This window comes from Plantibacter cousiniae (nom. nud.) (genome assembly GCF_977070315.1).
Genome location: NZ_CDRVEU010000003.1, coordinates 594,580 through 611,305, shown reverse-complemented (window position 1 = coordinate 611,305; position 16,726 = coordinate 594,580). Strand labels below are relative to the sequence as shown.

Annotated in this window: 15 protein-coding genes; 8 read left to right on the top strand and 7 right to left on the bottom strand. The window is 58.1% G+C overall.

The window, feature by feature from the left end:
• Positions 1 to 71: 71 nt before the first annotated feature.
• From ACW55A_RS09595 to ACW55A_RS09565, 7 genes are all read left to right on the top strand, one after another.
• Positions 72 to 1,790 (top strand): ABC transporter ATP-binding protein/permease, encoded by a 1,719-nt coding sequence (locus ACW55A_RS09595; protein WP_498810864.1) that lies wholly within the window; start codon positions 72 to 74, stop codon positions 1,788 to 1,790.
• A 114-nt stretch (positions 1,791 to 1,904) separates the two neighbouring features.
• Entirely contained in the window at positions 1,905 to 2,654 is a 750-nt protein-coding gene (locus ACW55A_RS09590; RefSeq protein ID WP_003313750.1) for a FadR/GntR family transcriptional regulator, read from the top strand.
• A 280-nt stretch (positions 2,655 to 2,934) separates the two neighbouring features.
• Positions 2,935 to 3,846: a 5-dehydro-4-deoxyglucarate dehydratase gene (kdgD, locus tag ACW55A_RS09585; RefSeq protein ID WP_044309446.1), complete on the top strand. Its 912-nt coding sequence runs from the start codon at positions 2,935 to 2,937 to the stop codon at positions 3,844 to 3,846.
• A gap of 165 nt (positions 3,847 to 4,011) precedes the next feature.
• A complete protein-coding gene (locus ACW55A_RS09580) occupies positions 4,012 to 5,397 on the top strand; it encodes an MFS transporter (protein ID WP_003431603.1) in 1,386 nt (461 codons plus the stop codon).
• Between the two features lie 10 nt (positions 5,398 to 5,407).
• On the top strand, positions 5,408 to 6,961 hold the full coding sequence (gene garD / locus ACW55A_RS09575) for a galactarate dehydratase (RefSeq protein ID WP_003368648.1): 1,554 nt from the start codon (positions 5,408 to 5,410) through the stop codon (positions 6,959 to 6,961).
• Between the two features lie 244 nt (positions 6,962 to 7,205).
• A complete protein-coding gene (locus tag ACW55A_RS09570; protein ID WP_003368647.1) occupies positions 7,206 to 7,445 on the top strand; it encodes a PLDc N-terminal domain-containing protein in 240 nt (79 codons plus the stop codon).
• A gap of 190 nt (positions 7,446 to 7,635) precedes the next feature.
• Positions 7,636 to 7,830, top strand: a complete 195-nt coding sequence (locus tag ACW55A_RS09565; RefSeq protein ID WP_455809109.1) for a hypothetical protein — start codon at positions 7,636 to 7,638, stop codon at positions 7,828 to 7,830.
• A gap of 264 nt (positions 7,831 to 8,094) precedes the next feature.
• On the opposite strand, the gene ACW55A_RS09560 is transcribed toward ACW55A_RS09565, so the two are convergent.
• The 3 genes from ACW55A_RS09560 to ACW55A_RS09550 all read right to left on the bottom strand — a co-directional run bounded on the left by ACW55A_RS09560 (position 8,095) and on the right by ACW55A_RS09550 (position 11,216).
• Positions 8,095 to 8,295 (bottom strand): hypothetical protein, encoded by a 201-nt coding sequence (locus tag ACW55A_RS09560; protein ID WP_003313743.1) that lies wholly within the window; start codon positions 8,293 to 8,295, stop codon positions 8,095 to 8,097.
• 219 nt (positions 8,296 to 8,514) lie between these two features.
• On the bottom strand, positions 8,515 to 9,300 hold the full coding sequence (locus tag ACW55A_RS09555) for a sulfite exporter TauE/SafE family protein (RefSeq protein WP_003368645.1): 786 nt from the start codon (positions 9,298 to 9,300) through the stop codon (positions 8,515 to 8,517).
• A gap of 92 nt (positions 9,301 to 9,392) precedes the next feature.
• Positions 9,393 to 11,216, bottom strand: coding sequence for a sensor domain-containing phosphodiesterase (locus ACW55A_RS09550; protein ID WP_455809111.1), 1,824 nt, complete (start codon positions 11,214 to 11,216; stop codon positions 9,393 to 9,395).
• Positions 11,217 to 11,578: 362 nt separating this feature from the next.
• Between ACW55A_RS09550 and ACW55A_RS09545 the strand changes: the two genes are divergently transcribed.
• Positions 11,579 to 12,034 (top strand): GNAT family N-acetyltransferase, encoded by a 456-nt coding sequence (locus tag ACW55A_RS09545; protein ID WP_455809112.1) that lies wholly within the window; start codon positions 11,579 to 11,581, stop codon positions 12,032 to 12,034.
• Positions 12,035 to 12,047: 13 nt separating this feature from the next.
• On the opposite strand, the gene ACW55A_RS09540 is transcribed toward ACW55A_RS09545, so the two are convergent.
• The 4 genes from ACW55A_RS09540 to ACW55A_RS09525 all read right to left on the bottom strand — a co-directional run bounded on the left by ACW55A_RS09540 (position 12,048) and on the right by ACW55A_RS09525 (position 16,639).
• Complete coding sequence (locus tag ACW55A_RS09540) at positions 12,048 to 12,548, bottom strand: GAF domain-containing protein (RefSeq protein ID WP_003431595.1); 501 nt, start codon at positions 12,546 to 12,548, stop codon at positions 12,048 to 12,050.
• Positions 12,549 to 12,962: 414 nt separating this feature from the next.
• Entirely contained in the window at positions 12,963 to 14,588 is a 1,626-nt protein-coding gene (locus tag ACW55A_RS09535; protein ID WP_498810865.1) for a methyl-accepting chemotaxis protein, read from the bottom strand.
• A 267-nt stretch (positions 14,589 to 14,855) separates the two neighbouring features.
• Positions 14,856 to 15,779 (bottom strand): proline iminopeptidase-family hydrolase, encoded by a 924-nt coding sequence (locus ACW55A_RS09530; protein WP_226439082.1) that lies wholly within the window; start codon positions 15,777 to 15,779, stop codon positions 14,856 to 14,858.
• Between the two features lie 95 nt (positions 15,780 to 15,874).
• Positions 15,875 to 16,639: a LuxR family transcriptional regulator gene (locus ACW55A_RS09525; protein ID WP_003368638.1), complete on the bottom strand. Its 765-nt coding sequence runs from the start codon at positions 16,637 to 16,639 to the stop codon at positions 15,875 to 15,877.
• Positions 16,640 to 16,726 lie beyond the last annotated feature (87 nt).

Genomic DNA, 16,726 nt, shown 5'->3' with positions numbered 1-16,726 from the left:
TGATCGTTTAGGCGTTTTTTGCTTCATTGTGCTCAGGCATCGTACTTTCGAATAGAGCGAGCCTGAACCACATGAATCGCAATGCTGAATATTCTGCCGTCAACGATACTGTGCAAGGAGCCTTTCTACCCCGCGTCTGGAAGCTGATAACGCCGTACTGGCGCAGTGAGGAAAAGGCCACTGCCTGGCTGCTGCTGGTCTCGGTGATCGCGCTGTCGCTGTTCAGCGTGCAGGTCTCGGTGTTCTTCAACAGCTGGTACCGAGACTTCTACAACGCTCTGCAGAACAAGGATCTTGCCGCGTTCACCCACCTGATCCTGTACTTCAGCGGCATCGCCGCGATCGCCATTCTGGCGGCGGTCTATCGCTTGTACCTGACCCAGTTGCTGACCATCCGCTGGCGCCGCTGGCTGACGGAGAGACACTTCGCGCGCTGGCTCGCGGACAAGAACTACTACCACCTGGAGCAGGGCGGTTACACCGATAACCCTGACCAGCGTCTGTCCGAAGACCTCAACGAGTTCACCACCAGCACGCTCAGCCTGGGCCTGGGTTTGATGAGCGCGGTGGTCAGTCTGGTGTCGTTTTCAGTGATCCTCTGGGGCGTGTCGGGCAGTATCGAGGTGTTCGGCGTCACCATTCCTGGTTACATGTTCTGGGCGGCCATGCTCTATGCGCTGGTGGGCAGCCTGCTGACCCACTGGATCGGCAAGCGGCTGATCCCGTTGAACAACCAGCAGGAGCGATTCGAGGCAGACCTGCGTTTTGCGCTGGTGCGTGTGCGCGAAAACGCTGAAAGCATTGCCTTGTCCGAGGGCGAACGCAATGAAAACCAGCGCCTGAGCGCGCGCTTCATGATGATCTGGAATAACTTCCGGGCGTCGATGAAGGTCCAGAAGCGGCTGACGTTCTTCACCTCGGGCTATTCGCAGATTGCGCTGATCTTTCCGTTCATTGTGGCCGCGCCACGGTATTTCGCCGGCAAGATCGAGCTGGGTGATCTGATGCAGATCAACTCGGCATTCGGCAATGTGCAGGAGAACTTCAGTTGGTTCATCAGCGCCTATGGCACGCTGGCGTCATGGCGCGCCACCAGCGACCGTCTGCTGAGCTTCTGTCAGGCGATGAGTGACAATGAAGATCGGCAGCCGGCCATCGAAAGAATTCACGCCAACGACACGCTTGACCTGCGCAATCTTGGCTTGAGCATCGCCGGTGGGCGGCAATTGCTGAGCGACGCGAGTCTGCAGGTCGGCGCGGGAGAGCGGGTGATGCTCAGCGGTCGTTCGGGCAGTGGTAAAAGCTCGTTGCTGAGGGCGTTGGGCGGTCTCTGGCCTGAGGGGGCGGGGCAGATTCGCTTGCCCACCGGTACGGCGCTGTTCCTGCCGCAGAGGCCTTACCTGCCTATTGGCACACTGCGTGAGGCGATGAGTTATCCACAACCCGCGGAACATTACCCGGCTCAGCGATTTGCCGAGGTACTGGAGCAGTGCCGTCTGGAGCACCTGATACCGCGTCTGGACGAAAGTAATCACTGGCAGCGTTTTCTCTCACCGGGCGAGCAGCAGCGGGTGGCGTTCGCTCGTGCCCTGCTGGTCGCGCCGAACTGGCTGTATGTGGATGAAGCCACCTCGGCCATGGACGAAGATGACGAGACGGCCATGCACCGCGCAGTCATCGACGGGCTGCCGGGCCTGACGCTGATCAGCGTCGGGCACCGCAGCAGCCTCAAACGCTTTCATGACCGGCATGTGCGTGTCGAGGGCGGCAAATTGATCGAGCAACCGTGATTCGCAACGTTTTGAGGTCGATGCTATAGGGGACACGGCGCTTTTGAGGGTGTGATCATACAACCGCTGAGCTATGATTAGCCCCATGTTTAGCAGTCCAGAGATCGATGTTGGATGGAAAATCAAAGCGCTCTGCCCCGCGCCCGCAGAAAACACCGCAGCCTCGCGCAGGAGCTGGTGACAGAGCTGTCCGAGCGTATTCGCAGCGGTCAGCTCAAGCGCGGCGACAAACTGCCCACCGAATCCGCAATCATGGAAGAGCAGGGCGTCAGCAGGACTGTCGTGCGTGAGGCGATTTCGCGTCTGCAGGCCTCCGGTCTGGTCGAGACCCGTCACGGCATCGGCACCTTCGTGCTCGACACGCCGAGCCCCAGTGGCTTCCGGATTGACCCTGCGACCATCGTCACCCTGCGTGATGTACTGGCGATTCTCGAGTTGCGCATCAGTCTGGAAGTCGAGTCGGCAGGCCTTGCAGCCCAGCGGCGCAGTGATGAACAACTGGCAGCCATGCGTTCGGCGCTGGACGCGCTCAATGAAAGTGCGGCACACGCCACCGATGCCGTGGCGTCGGACTTCCAGTTCCATCTGCAGATTGCCTTGTCGACCGGCAATCGCTACTTCACGGACATCATGACCCACTTGGGCACCAGCATCATCCCGCGTACCCGGCTCAATTCCGCGCGTCTGGCGCATGATGACCAGCAGCACTACATGGATCGGCTGAGCCGTGAGCACGAAGAAATCTTCGACGCCATCGCCCGCCAGGATTCCGATGCGGCCCGCGCGGCCATGCGCCTGCACCTCACCAACAGCCGCGAACGCCTGCGCCATGCGCATGAAGAGGCTGAATCGCAGCGGGCTTGAGGATTAAAAGAGGACACGGAGCGTCCGGAACGGCATACCCACGCTGGAGCTTGGGTACGATAGATGGCTGGGGGAACACCTATCGTTCCTCACGCGCCAGACGCTCTGCGTCACACATCTATGCGGCAGCGCAAAAGTCAAAACCGGGCTCTGTCCGTTCCCTCTGAAAAAACCCGAAAATCCCTGTTGAGTGATTTTATTATCAGTTGTACGATGACTTACGACATCGGCACTGACCCGGTGATCCTCTAACAATTAAGTCCTCCAGGGTGTTCGAATAATGAATCCACAAGAACTGAAGTCCATCCTCTCGTCCGGTCTGCTGTCTTTCCCGGTAACCGATTTCAATGCCCAGGGCGACTTCCACCGCGCCGGCTACATTAAACGTCTCGAGTGGCTGGCCCCGTACGGCGCAAGCGCTCTGTTCGCTGCGGGCGGCACAGGTGAGTTTTTCTCCCTGGCTGCCAGCGAATATTCCGAAATCATCAAGACTGCCGTCGACACCTGCGCCACCAGTGTGCCAATCCTCGCCGGTGTAGGCGGGCCGACTCGTCAGGCCATCGAGTACGCGCAGGAAGCCGAGCGTCTGGGCGCCAAGGGTCTGCTGCTACTGCCGCACTACCTGACCGAAGCCAGCCAGGACGGCGTTGCCGCGCACGTCGAAGCCGTGTGCAAATCGGTGAAGATCGGTGTGGTGGTCTACAACCGTAATGTCTGCCGCCTGACGCCGACCCTGCTCGAGCAACTGGCCGAGCGTTGCCCGAACCTGATCGGTTACAAGGATGGCCTGGGTGATATCGAGCTGATGGTTTCGATCCGCCGCCGTCTTGGTGACCGCTTCTCGTACCTGGGCGGGCTGCCGACCGCTGAAGTCTATGCCGCTGCCTACAAGGCGCTGGGCGTGCCGGTCTACTCGTCTGCCGTGTTCAACTTCGTACCGAAACTGGCGATGGACTTCTACCACGCCATCGCCCGCGACGATCATCAGGCGGTCGGTAAATACATCGACGATTTCTTCCTGCCTTACCTGGAAATCCGCAACCGCAAGGCTGGCTATGCCGTGAGTATCGTCAAGGCCGGCGCGAAGATCGCAGGTTATGACGCAGGTCCGGTGCGCGCGCCGTTGACCGATCTGACGCCAGACGAGTGCGACATGCTCGCCGCTCTGATGGACAAGCAAGGCAAGCAATAACACCTGCCACGACAAAGCCGCTGAGCGATCAGCGGTTTTTTCATTGCACTGCATGACCCTTACAGGTGGCAGATGTCGTCGCCGTGATACTGCCAAGGGGCCTGTAACGCTACACCCAAAAAACAGATTTACCCGCGTAAAAAAATAATCAGTGGGAGCTCTACCATGCAAAAGTCCAAGCCGACGCACGTCCGCTATTTGATCCTGTTGATGCTGTTTCTGGTCACTACGATCAACTACGCCGACCGCGCCACCATCGCTATCGCTGGTTCCAGCATTCAGAAAGACCTGGGCATCAGTGCCGTCACTCTGGGCTATATTTTCTCCGCATTCGGCTGGGCCTACGTGGCCGGTCAGATTCCCGGTGGCTGGCTGCTTGACCGTTTCGGGTCGAAGAAAGTCTATGCCATGAGCATTTTCACCTGGTCGCTGTTCACCCTGCTGCAAGGCTATGTGGGCGAGTTCGGCGTCTCCACGGCAATCGTTGCGCTGTTCATGCTGCGCTTTCTGGTCGGTCTGGCCGAAGCGCCGTCCTTCCCGGGCAACGCGCGCATCGTCGCCGCCTGGTTCCCGACTGCCGAGCGCGGCACCGCCTCGGCGATCTTCAACTCGGCGCAGTACTTCGCCACCGTGCTGTTCGCTCCGCTGATGGGCTGGATCGTTTACACCTACGGCTGGCAGCACGTGTTCGTCGTGATGGGCGCGTTCGGTATCGTGTTCTCCATGATCTGGATGAAGGTCATCTACGGCCCGCGCAACCACCCGATGATCAACGAGGCCGAACTGGAGCACATTTCCAGCAATGGCGCGCTGGTCGATCTGGATCAGGACAAGGGTAAAGGCGCGCAAAAAACAGCCAGCAGCGGCCCAAAGTGGGATTACATCCGCCAGTTGCTGACCAACCGCATGATGCTGGGTATCTACCTCAGCCAATACTGCATCAACGGCATCACCTACTTCTTCCTGACCTGGTTCCCGGTGTACCTGGTTCAGGAGCGCGGCATGACCATCCTCAAGGCTGGCATCATCGCCTCTCTGCCGGCTATCTGCGGCTTCATCGGCGGGGTATTGGGCGGGATCATTTCCGACTACCTGCTGCGCAAGGGCCATTCGCTGACCTTCGCCCGCAAGGCGCCGATCATCGGAGGCCTGCTGCTGTCGACCTCGATCGTGACCTGCAACTACGTCGACATCGAATGGGTGGTCGTGGGCTTCATGGCCCTGGCATTCTTCGGCAAGGGCGTGGGTGCGCTGGGCTGGGCTGTGATGTCCGACGTGTCGCCCAAGCAGATCGCCGGTTTGAGCGGCGGCCTGTTCAACACCTTCGGTAACATTGCATCGATCACCACTCCGATCGTGATTGGCTACATCATCAGCAGCACCGGCTCGTTCAAATGGGCGCTGGTGTTCGTGGGCGCCAACGCGCTGCTGGCGGTGATCAGTTACATTTTCATCGTGGGTGAAATCAAGCGTGTGGAATTGAAAGAGCCGCCTGCCAAGGGGCCATTGCTGAACGACTCGGTCAGCGACCTTTCCGAAGCAAAATCCTGAGGAAACCGTGATGAACCTGATTCAACATGCCGATTCGCCACGCTATATCCGGCTGCATCCGCTGGATAACGTCGTGGTCGTGGTCAACGACCAGGGTGTGCCGGCCGGAACCGAATTCGACAACGGCCTGGTCACTGTCGATAACGTACCGCAGAGCCACAAGGTCAGCACCGTTGACCTGGCCGTGGGCGAAGCCGTGATTCGTTACGGCCACACCATTGGCTATGCATTGCAACCAATACCGCGCGGCAGTTGGGTCAGGGAAGACCAGTTGCGCATGCCTTCCGCGCCTGCGCTCGACAGCCTGCCGATGTCCGATGCCGTGCCGGAAAAGCAGGCGCCGCTCGAGGGTTACACCTTCGAAGGCTATCGCAACGCCGACGGCACAGTGGGCACTCGCAACATTCTCGGCATCACCACTACCGTGCAGTGCGTGACCGGTGTGCTCGACCACGCGGTCAAGCGCATCCGTGACGAGTTGTTGCCCAAGTACCCGAACGTCGATGACGTCGTGGCGCTGACCCATAGCTATGGTTGCGGCGTGGCAATCACGGCCACCGATGCCTACATCCCGATTCGTACAGTACGCAACCTGGCGCGTAACCCGAACCTGGGCGGCGAAGCGCTGGTGATCAGCCTGGGCTGCGAGAAGTTGCAGGCCGGGCAGGTCATGCATGAGGGCGACAGCTCGGTGGACCTCAGCGAGCCCTGGCTGTATCGCTTGCAGGACTCCAGTCATGGCTTCAATGAAATGATCGAACAAATCATGGAGCTGGCCGAAACACGTTTGAAAAAGCTGGATCTGCGGCGTCGCGAAACGGTTCCGGCGTCGGAGTTGATTCTGGGCATGCAGTGCGGCGGCAGTGATGCGTTTTCCGGCATTACCGCCAACCCGGCGCTGGGTTACGCATCGGATCTGCTGTTGCGCGCTGGGGCGACAGTGATGTTTTCCGAAGTGACCGAAGTGCGGGATGCCATCTATTTGCTGACTTCCCGCGCACAGGATCAGGACGTCGCACAGGCGCTGGTGCGGGAAATGGACTGGTACGACCGCTATCTGGCCAAAGGCGAGGCTGATCGCAGCGCCAACACCACGCCGGGCAACAAGAAGGGCGGGTTGTCGAACATCGTCGAGAAGTCTCTAGGGTCGATCGTCAAGTCAGGCAGCAGCGCCATCAACGGCGTACTCGGCCCGGGCGAGCGGGTCAGCGGCAAGGGCTTGATCTTCTGCGCGACACCGGCCAGTGACTTTGTCTGCGGCACCTTGCAACTGGCTGCCGGCATGAACCTGCACGTGTTCACCACCGGCCGCGGTACTCCGTACGGCCTGGCGATGGCGCCGGTGGTGAAGGTCTCGACCCGCACCGAACTGGCCCAGCGCTGGCCTGACCTGATCGACATAGACGCCGGACGCATCGCGACCGGACGCGCGAGCATCGAGGACCTGGGTTGGGAGCTTTTCCACTTCTACCTGGACGTGGCCAGCGGCAAGAAGAAGACCTGGACCGAGCATTACCGGCTGCACAACGACATCACGCTCTTCAACCCGGCACCGATTACCTGACGGAAGTGTGGCGCGCAGCTTCACGAACGGCATTCCCACGCTGGAGTGTGAGGAGCGATGTGCAGAGGAATACGCCTATCGTGCCCATGCTCTGCTTGGGCGTGCCGTTCTGGACGCTCTTGCCGCTGCGCTGAGCACCCGGTCACAATCCGAAATATTCTCTGAACTTTAAGGCTCTTTTTGACCTCTTCTACAGTAGGGCAGCCGATCTGGTTGCCTTCGTTGATGGTGCAGGAGATTTCAAATGGGTTGGATATCGGAAAATCATTTGTGGTTGTTCGCAGCGCTGACCGCCCTGATCGTGATTTCGGACATCTGGGCAGTACTGCGTATTCGCAAGAGCAAGACACAATCCAGCAACAAGCTGATGTGGATCATTGTCGTTGTTGCCGTGCCAATCGTTGGCGTGCTGGCTCTGCTGATTGCGGGTCCGAGTCATGTGGACACACCGGCCAGACCTGAGCAGCAAAGCACCAAGTACTGACCCCGCTTTTCAAAAATACCCCGCCTGCGGGCGTGGGTATTTCCTCATGTAGATCGCTCCCTCCTGTTTTTCGACACCTTTGCTCACAAAGGTGGAATGTCGGCTGGCAAAAATAAAAATCTCTGCAATTCTTCTGCAATGGTGAGGTGTTTACATGCTTGCCATCCAGACCTGAACAAGGAGAAAGCGTATGTCGATCATGACCAAGTGGGCGTTACAGGCAGCTGCGTTGTTTGTGCTGGGTTGGATGGCAGTTTCGGTGGCGAGCTGGAGCAATTACGTTGCCAATGGCACCGGCAGTGATCGGCTGGCAGAGCTGAATGCTGGCGTATTGGGCAGCCAAGTGCTGGCTGTATCATCGTCGCCCGCAGCGCAAAACGAGTAATCCCGCCGCATCAGCGCGGGAGCACCGGCACTTTTCTGCAGGCAAAAAAATGGCCCACAACGGGGTGGGCCAAATGGGATTCATCAAAGGAGTAGGGCCAATTTACGCAGCCGGACGTGAAGGGGATGTGAAACGGATGTCATGGAAACGAGAAGTGGTTCGATAATTCAAGCGGCGTTATGACAGGGCGAAGATGACAGGGTGAAGCAGCGTCGCCCATTGTCTGGCAACGCTGTAGGGATTAATTCGCGGGGAGGGGGCGGTCTAGCGGGCGGCCGCCTGAACGCTTATCTCGGCGGCTGCGCGGCGTGCCATATGCGGCAGCGAATGAGGCGCGTCGATTCTGGATTTCATGCGGTCGGCAAATTCTCTGGCTTCCTGCCAGCTCCGGCATTTGACCGGGTAGTCGTCCAGTATTACAACCCAAGCGTCGCCATATACACCTTCTTCAATTCGGATGAGCATTGTTGGCATCTCCTTTCAGTGAGGGTAAGTCTGTGCCGGGTCATCGGCGCTGAAGCTGACGCACGAAATCCTGCGCCGAAAATCGGTGTCTCGCTACAAAAAATTACAATTCCCGATGAGTGCGCACAGCCTGCAAGCAAACCGGCTCTGCGGCTTTCGAGGCTATGTTCGTGGGCAAGCCTGACTCAGAAATGTGACAGGCTGATGGATAGGCGCCGATCAGAACGCCAGCTTGAAGCCGATCGTGCCCAGCATGATGGCCAGGAAGGGCCGTAGCAGGTCATCGGAGACGCGGCCGGCCATGTGGCTGCCCAGGTAGATGCCGGGCAGTGAGCCCATCAGCAGCCAGCCCAGCAACTCCCAGTTCATGTTGCCCATGCTCGCATGACCCAGGCCTGCGACCAGCGTGAGCGGGACCGCATGGGCGATCTCCGTACCCACCAGACGTCGGGTCGGCAGCAATGGATAGAGGATGAACAGGGCCACCGTGCCCAGCGCGCCTGCACCGATGGAGGTGAGTGCAACCATGGTGCCGAGGATCAGACCGGTGATGACGGTCAGTACCGTCAGGCTGGTGCCGCTGAAAAACGAGTACCCGTCTCCGCGCCGATGAGCGAAGGCCAGCAGTTTTTTCTTGAACAGAACGGCGAGTGCGGTAAGCAGCAGCACATAGCCCAAGGCCTGCTTGATGATAGCGTTAAGTGCTTCGGGGGCGGTGTGCAGGGTGCTCAGAAACCACAGCGTCATGAGCACCGCCGGGACGCTGCCCAGGGTCAGCAGCCCGGTAACTTTCCAGTCGATGTTGTCGTTCCTGCGATGAACCAGAACCCCGCCGGATTTGGTAATCGCCGCGTACAGCAAGTCCGTGCCGACCGCCGTGGCCGGATTGATCCCGAACCACAGCAGTATCGGGGTCATCAGCGAGCCGCCGCCGACTCCGGTCATGCCCACGATGAAACCGACTACCAGCCCTGCAACTACGAAACCCAGACCACCCGCTTCCATATCCAACCTTTTTCAAGCAAACGCATCAGGCAAAAAGTGGCGGGCAGCATAACGGCTTGCGTTGTAATCGGTTATGAAGATGTGTTCTAAGGTTATAACCGTTTGTCGCGGATGACGGCGGCTTCTGCGGCTTCGGAGGCACTCTGCAGGCGCTGGTTGGGGCCCAGCCAGTTCAGCAACGCCTCGGCTTCCATGGGTTTGGCGATCAGATAACCCTGACCTTCATCGCAGCCCCACTGCTTGACCAGGCGACGAATCTCGTCGGTTTCGATGCCCTCGGCCACGACGCAGTAGCCAAGTTTCTTGGCCAGACCGATCAATGCCTTGACCAGACGCTGATCGGTTTTGTCGGACGCCAGATTGCGGATCAGCGACTGGTCGAGCTTGACCGTCGTCGCAGGCAGCTGCCGCAGGTAATTCCAGTTGCTGTAGCCCGTACCGAAGTCATCGATCGCCACATCCATGCCCTCCTGGCGCATGCGCTCCAGCTGGTGGCGCACTTCTGCCGGGTTGTGCATCAACGCGCCTTCGGTGAACTCCAGCTCAAAGCGGGTGGGGTCAATCTTGTGCTTGCCCAGCAGGCGTATCATCCGGTCGGTGAACGCCGGGCCGGTGAGGTCTTCGGGCGTCACGTTGATCGCAATACGGAAATCGAAACCCTGCTGCTGCCAACGAGCGGCCTGTTCGATTGCACTGGTCAGCACCCAGAGGCTCAGCGGGCGCATCAGAGCGGTCTTCTCGGCCAGCGGCACGAACTCGGCAGGCCCGATGGCGCCGAGCGTCGGGTGATTCCAGCGCAGCAAGGCCTCTACCGAGGTGCACAGGCCAGAGTGGAGGTCGATGCGCGGTTGGTAGACCAGACGCAGTTGATCGTCAGCATGCACCGCCCCGGTCAACGAACTGAGCAATTTGAAAGCACGCTGCTGGGCGGCGTCAAAGTGCGGTTCATACATCGCCCAGCCGAGGTCGCGGTCGCGGGCATCGTCGGCAGCGCTGATCACCATGCGCATCCAGTCCTGTTCTTCGACCGGATTACGGTTAAGGGTCACGACGCCCAGGCCGACCTGCATCTGCACCGGAATTCCCCGGCACTCAACGGGCGTCTCGAAATCCTTGAGGATGGTGCGGAACAGGTGTTCGGGCGTACGGTCGCCTGCCAACAGAAAGCCGAAGCGCGTAGGACTGACCTTGTATAAAGAACAGGTCGGCGGCAACAGGCGCTCCAAGCGGCTCTTGATACCTGTTACCAGGTCCTGGGAGAAGCTGTAACCCAGGGCCTTGACGATATCGTTGAGGAACGCGGAGGTAATCATGTCCACCACGACCAACTGATAATCGACACTGGATGCCACGGCCTGATGAATATCTTCCTGCAGGCGCGAGCGGTTGTATAAGCCGGTGGGCTGGTCGATAAAGCAACTGAGCCTGAGGCCGACAATGCGTTTCATGACCAGCGACGCAAAGCGCTTGAGCATCTGCGTCTGGTACTCGCTCATCGGCTCGCGCGGCTTGGTATCAATCACACACAGGCTGCCCAGGGCAATGCCGTCATCGGTGATCAGTGGCGCGCCTGCGTAGTAGCGAATGTCAGGGTGTCCGGTCACCAGGCTGTTGTTGACGAAGCGCTCGTCGAGCGTGGCGTCGGGAATCTCGAACAGTGTGTCGGAAAGGATGGTGTAGGCGCAGAAGGACACGTTGCGCGGCGTTTCGCGGGCATTCAGGCCTACCCTTGCGCGGAACCACTGACGGTGCTCATCGACGATCGAGATCAAGGCAATCGGCGTCTCGAAAAAGGCAGCGGTCATCGCGACGATTTCATCGAATACGTCATCGGACGTATCTTCAAGCACGCACAGCTCCCGTATGCGCAACAGACGTTGCGTTTCATTCAAGGGAATAGGGGCACTGGCGTTCATGACAATTCTCAATGGGTGCTCGATGATGACTATATGACATCACGAAACTCACTTTAACAGACGAAAATATTCCGACCACAGCGGCGAGATACCGATTAATCGGCCGCAGATCGGATTTTTTGAACGCTATCGTTGTTCAAGCCGCGCACGGCGAGGGGTTGGCCATTTGTTTACGGTATCTTGTGAGCACTACCATTCGTCGACTGGCCGAAAATAAGTTGATCGAACGTCGTTATTCGGGCTGTTCGCCTACATTTTTTGTATGATGAGTGCGCAAATCCTTCGCCGTATGAGCGGTGTCTTGCTTGCCATTGCGCGTTCGAAATGAATTCACCTACTGCAGGGTAACCAGGAACCACGCCATGAGCATCAAGGTACGACCCGCCCGCATAGCCGAAGCGGATGCCATCAGTCGAGTAATATTGGCGGCCTTGCGAACCAGCAATTCCAGGGATTATCCCGTCAGCGTGATCGAGCGCGTGCAATCGGGTTTCGGCCCGGGTGCGATCGAGCGGTTCATGCTGCAGCGTCAGGTGTTCGTGGCGTCAGAGGGCAATGTGGTGGTGGGCACTGCGAGTCTGGAGGGGGAGGTCGTGCGCTCGGTATTCGTCGACCCTGACAGGCATAGGCAGGGGATCGGGCGTTTATTGATGGCCGAGCTGGAGGCTGTCGCACGCAATGCGGGCGCGGTGCGAATGGTTGTACCGTCATCCTTGACTGCGCAGGCGTTCTACTTGGCGCTGGGTTTCAACGTGGTGCGGGAGCATCTGGAGGGAGAGGAGCGCACATTAATCATGGAGCGGCAACTGCGCGTCTGAGGCATTCCATGCCTTAAGCGGTGACTTCCTGCATTTCCTGCAATTGATAGTGCGCATACAGCGTGCTGGCGATCAGCGTGCAAAACACTTTCAGGGTATCGAGGGTATTGGCGTCATCGAGTGGCGCAGGCTTGGTATCCAGGCCACACAGGGTGCCGAAGAACTCTCCGTTGGGAAAAATGATCGGCAACGAGAAGTAGCTCTGGAAACCGTACATTTTAGTAATGGGATGCTCTGCGTAGACGGGGTCGGTCGCGACTTCGTTGATCACGATAGGCTGGCGGTGCTGACGCAACTCATTGCAGAACGTGGTCTCCAGCTTGAGCTGATGACCGGGTTCCAGCCCGAACTGGATTTCATCGTATACAGCACATGCGGTCCAGCTGGCCTCGGTTACTTTGGCAATTGCCGCAAATCTCAGCCCGGTCAGCCGGGTCACCAGTCGTAAAAGACTGGAAGTGGCCTCGATTTCACTGATGACTGCCAGCTCTGCTGAAGTCAGTTTGTTGTTCAAAATGTGTCACCCTGGTCATAAAAGCACTGATGCGGCCTTGGCGGTACGCCGGGCGCTGCCGATCCCGTGCAGGAAGTGATCGTGTCATACCTGATCGTGGCTTACATAAATATTGTGTTGTTCGACGCCAACTATTGAATGAGTTCAATGCCCCTGTCAACGTTGCGGGCTTTTTCAAATAGCCTGTGCTTGTAAATAGGTCTTTATGGATCCTATTTCAACTAATGAAGACTATGTGTCTGAAAGGCTGTCAGCAGAGAGACGCGGCTCACAGTTTTTGAGAGGAGGGGACCGCCGGCTGGAGGAACCATTGCGGGTTTTTTGCCGAAAACGGTACTGACGCTATAAAAGAAGGGCAGCAGACGAATCTGCTGCCCTTCTGTCATGCCCGGCATGTGTGGGTGTTGTTCTGGATTACGTCTTGAAGCGCAGCACCAGATCATTCAGGTTGACCGCCAACTGCGAAAGTTCGGTACTGGCGATCAGGGTCTGACGGGTGCCTTCGCTGCTCTGCACGGCCAGGTCGCGAATGCTGACCAGGCTTCTGTCGACATCACGCGCTACATGCGCCTGCTGCTCGGAGGCCGCTGCGATCTGCAGGTTACGGTTATTGATCTCGAGTACCGAGTTGGTGATCTGACGCAGCGACTCTCCGGCGTCCTCTGCCGTCTTGCGGGTGCTGTGAACTTCCTCAGTGCTCTTCTGCATTGACTCGACCGTGGCGGAAGAACCGGCCTGAATCGCAGAAATCATCTGTTCGACTTCCTGGGTGGACGTCTGTGTGCGATGCGCCAAAGCCCGCACTTCATCGGCTACCACAGCAAAGCCGCGACCCTGTTCACCGGCACGCGCCGCTTCGATGGCTGCGTTGAGTGCCAGCAGGTTGGTCTGTTCGGCAATACCGCGAATCACGCCCAGCACTTTGCTGATGTCCTGAGCCTGGCCAGCCAGCGCAGTGACTTGCGCTGAAGAGCCCTCGACCAGGCCTATCAGGTTCTGCATGGCCGTCAGGGTTTCGTTAACGCGCTGGTTACCCAGGTCGGCGGAAAGGCTCGACTGTTGGGCGGCCTGCGAGGTCGACGTAGCATTACGAGCGACCTCTTCTACGGCAGCACTCATTTCGTTTACCGCAGTAGCAGCCTGCTCGATTTCGCTGTTCTGCTGCTGCAGCGTGCGGTCGGCACTTTCGGTGATCGACGTCATCTCGACGGCGGCAGTGCTCAGTTGTGCGGAGGCGCCGGAAATTTCGTGAATGGTGGTGCGCAGGTTCCCCGACATGGTATTCAGGGCCGTCATCAAGCGTGATGCTTCATCACTGCCGGCAACGCTAAGTTGTCGGGTCAGGTCACCGGCGGCGATGTCTTCTGCGAGTTTAAGCGAGACGCTGATCGGGTCGACGATGCTGCGTGTCAGGGCAATCGCGAGGACCACGGTAAGCAGGAACGCTGCGATCAGCACAATCATCAGGACGTTGACGCTGTGATTGTAGACCTCGGTTGCATCTTTCCCGGAGCTCACGGCTTCCGTGGCATTTTGCTCGCGCAGTCTGGTAAGTTTTTCCTGGTACGCAGTGGCCTTTTGGGCCTGCTCTCCGTTGGCAAGGGAGACCGCTCTTTCATGATCAGAGGTGTCCAGCGCGACCACCTGTTTCAAGCCATCAATGTATACGCTCATCTTGTTGTTGGCTTCTTCGAATTGCGCGCGGTCGGCTTCACCTGAAAGCAGGTGTTTTTGATAAAAGTCGCTGTTGGCACGCAGCGCCTCGATCGCTTCCCGGACCTTGGCTTCCGCGGTGGCGTGTACAGCGGGATCGGTGCTCGCAAGCATCCTGATGCTTTCCAGGCGAGCGTGAAGCAGGGCGATCTGAATGTCGTCGACTACCTGGATGCTGGGCAGTGAGTTTTCTTCGATGTTCTGCTCAGCCTTGCGCAGATGGTCGATCTGCACGTAAGAGAAAGCACCCAGACCGATCAACAGTAAGGTAATGACGCCAAAGCACAGGGAGGCCCTGCGTGAAATACTTAACGATCTGAGGTTCATGGTTGCCTCCAGCGGCAAAACAGGCGGAAGGCCAATACTTTCCTTCCAGTAACTGTTTTTCTGCTGAAAACGAGAGAGCTTTAACAAAATAGCGATGAAAGTTATTTCATAATGGCCTTTTGCAACTATCTGCTGTAAGGCAGCTGTATGTTGGCAAAAAGTTCCAGTAACACTGTGAGCAAAGTTAACCGTTAGTCGGGTGAATGCTACTAAAGTATTTATTCTAATAATGCAACTCTCAGGGCGTGGATCCATCAGGCCTGAACATCAAGCTGCGGACTCTTCAACCGATTCGACCAACGTGTCCAGAAAACCTGCGATGCATCCCATGCAGGCCATTCGCTCTTCTACATGGGGCATGTGACTGGACTCTTCGAAAACAGACCAACTGATGGTGGGGACGTTATCCACATAGGGCTTCACGACGAGCGGTGTGGCTTCGTCATACTTACCGGAAATCAGCAAGGTCGGAACGCTGATGAGTTTCAGGCGATCGACGATGGTCCAGTCCTTCATCGTGCCGATAACGTGAAACTCGGTAGGGCCATTCATGGCGTGGTACACGGTCGGATCGGCGTCAATCGCGTCGAAGGTACGTTTTACCTCCTCCGGCCACGGTGTGATGCGGCACACGTGACGGTCATAGAATGCTCGCGAGGCTTTCAGGTATTCCGGGTCTTTCAAGGTTTCCGCTTTTTCATGCTTGAGCAACGCGGCCTGTACGTCAGATGGCAGATCCTCGCGCAGCCGGTTGGCCTCACTTACCCAGGTGCGCATGTCTGCGGGGGAGTTGGCGATGATCAGCGCTTTCAGCCCTTCGGGCTGACGCACGGCATGCTCTGAAGCCAGCATGCCGCCCCACGACTGGCCCAGCAATGCGTAGTTGTTTTCGATGCCCAGGTGCTCAAGCAGGTTATCCAGCTCACTCAGGAACAGTTTGACCGTCCAGAAGTCGCGACCCTTGTCGGGCAAATGGGTCGACTTTCCGTTACCCAACTGGTCGTAGTGGATAACGGCCCGGCCGGTGCTGGCGATGTCCTTGAACGAATCGACGTAGTCGTGCGTACAACCGGGGCCGCCGTGCAGAATGACCAATGGTGTGCCGGGACCGTGCAGGTCGCCTGTGATGCGATACCACGTCTGATAGTCGCCAAAAGGCGCAAAACCTTCCTTGATCGTCATATCTGCCATGTCGCCGGTCCCTGCTGGATAGTTTGGGGGCACCATAGCGCGGCGTCTTGCGCCTCATAACTATAGAAAATGATAGGTTTTGGCCGATAAACCGGTCAGTGGTCGAGTAAACGGTAATGAACGGCACGCACTACCGCTTGTACACGGTTTTTGGCCCCCAGCTTCTGCATGGCCGAATTCAGGTGCAAGGTCACCGTGGCGACAGAGCGGTTGAGCTGATCGGCAATCTCTCTGGCCGTCAGGCCCTCGGCAGACCAGCTCAGGCATTCGCGCTCGCGCGGGGTCAGCCTGATCGCATTGCACGAGCGAATTTTCTGATCGAACAGCGGGTAGGCGACCTCCTGAAAGGCGTGAGCCAGCAGGCCGAACTCCGCCAGGCTCTGGCGGGCGTCCTCAAGGGCGACGTCGCTGCCGTCCGCACACAGACCGGTCAATGTGGCGAAACCGCCTTTGGGCATGTGGATCGGCACCGTCACGCCACAGGTCATATGTGAGTCATGCAGATAGCGCACCACCGGCTTGTGCATATCCGTGATGAAGGTTTTCAGGACCGTCTCGGCCCTGGGCTGGTATGACCATACAAAAGGCGAGACGCTGGCGACGGCCAGGTGTTGCACCGGATCGATCTGGTAATAGCCCTGACTGCACCAAAGCGCGTACCAGTCCGCAGGTGTATTGCGCAATGACAGCAGCGACGGGGTGATCAGTGCTCCATCATGGGACACCGGCACCGGGCTGTAGTCATAAATTACGGCATCGAATCCGAGATCCGATGCCAGCAGCAGCGCGCAATCCATTTGCTGATCCAGCGTGGATGCAGACTGCAGCCGCGAATTGAAATCCGACAACCTGATATGCATGGCATGACCTCCTTTGTCATTGAGCCGATGTAGGGCCCTAATATAGCAATTAGCAAGGACGGTGCCACGCGTGCGCCCAATCGGCTG

Coding starts and splice junctions, on each gene's coding strand:
- ACW55A_RS09595 (WP_498810864.1), top strand. CDS start 72: ATGAATCGCAATGCTGAATATTCTGCCGTCAACGATACTGTGCAAGGA.
- ACW55A_RS09590 (WP_003313750.1), top strand. CDS start 1,905: ATGGAAAATCAAAGCGCTCTGCCCCGCGCCCGCAGAAAACACCGCAGC.
- kdgD (WP_044309446.1), top strand. CDS start 2,935: ATGAATCCACAAGAACTGAAGTCCATCCTCTCGTCCGGTCTGCTGTCT.
- ACW55A_RS09580 (WP_003431603.1), top strand. CDS start 4,012: ATGCAAAAGTCCAAGCCGACGCACGTCCGCTATTTGATCCTGTTGATG.
- garD (WP_003368648.1), top strand. CDS start 5,408: ATGAACCTGATTCAACATGCCGATTCGCCACGCTATATCCGGCTGCAT.
- ACW55A_RS09570 (WP_003368647.1), top strand. CDS start 7,206: ATGGGTTGGATATCGGAAAATCATTTGTGGTTGTTCGCAGCGCTGACC.
- ACW55A_RS09565 (WP_455809109.1), top strand. CDS start 7,636: ATGTCGATCATGACCAAGTGGGCGTTACAGGCAGCTGCGTTGTTTGTG.
- ACW55A_RS09560 (WP_003313743.1), bottom strand. CDS start 8,295: ATGCTCATCCGAATTGAAGAAGGTGTATATGGCGACGCTTGGGTTGTA.
- ACW55A_RS09555 (WP_003368645.1), bottom strand. CDS start 9,300: ATGGAAGCGGGTGGTCTGGGTTTCGTAGTTGCAGGGCTGGTAGTCGGT.
- ACW55A_RS09550 (WP_455809111.1), bottom strand. CDS start 11,216: ATGAACGCCAGTGCCCCTATTCCCTTGAATGAAACGCAACGTCTGTTG.
- ACW55A_RS09545 (WP_455809112.1), top strand. CDS start 11,579: ATGAGCATCAAGGTACGACCCGCCCGCATAGCCGAAGCGGATGCCATC.
- ACW55A_RS09535 (WP_498810865.1), bottom strand. CDS start 14,588: ATGAACCTCAGATCGTTAAGTATTTCACGCAGGGCCTCCCTGTGCTTT.
- ACW55A_RS09530 (WP_226439082.1), bottom strand. CDS start 15,779: ATGGCAGATATGACGATCAAGGAAGGTTTTGCGCCTTTTGGCGACTAT.
- ACW55A_RS09525 (WP_003368638.1), bottom strand. CDS start 16,639: ATGCATATCAGGTTGTCGGATTTCAATTCGCGGCTGCAGTCTGCATCC.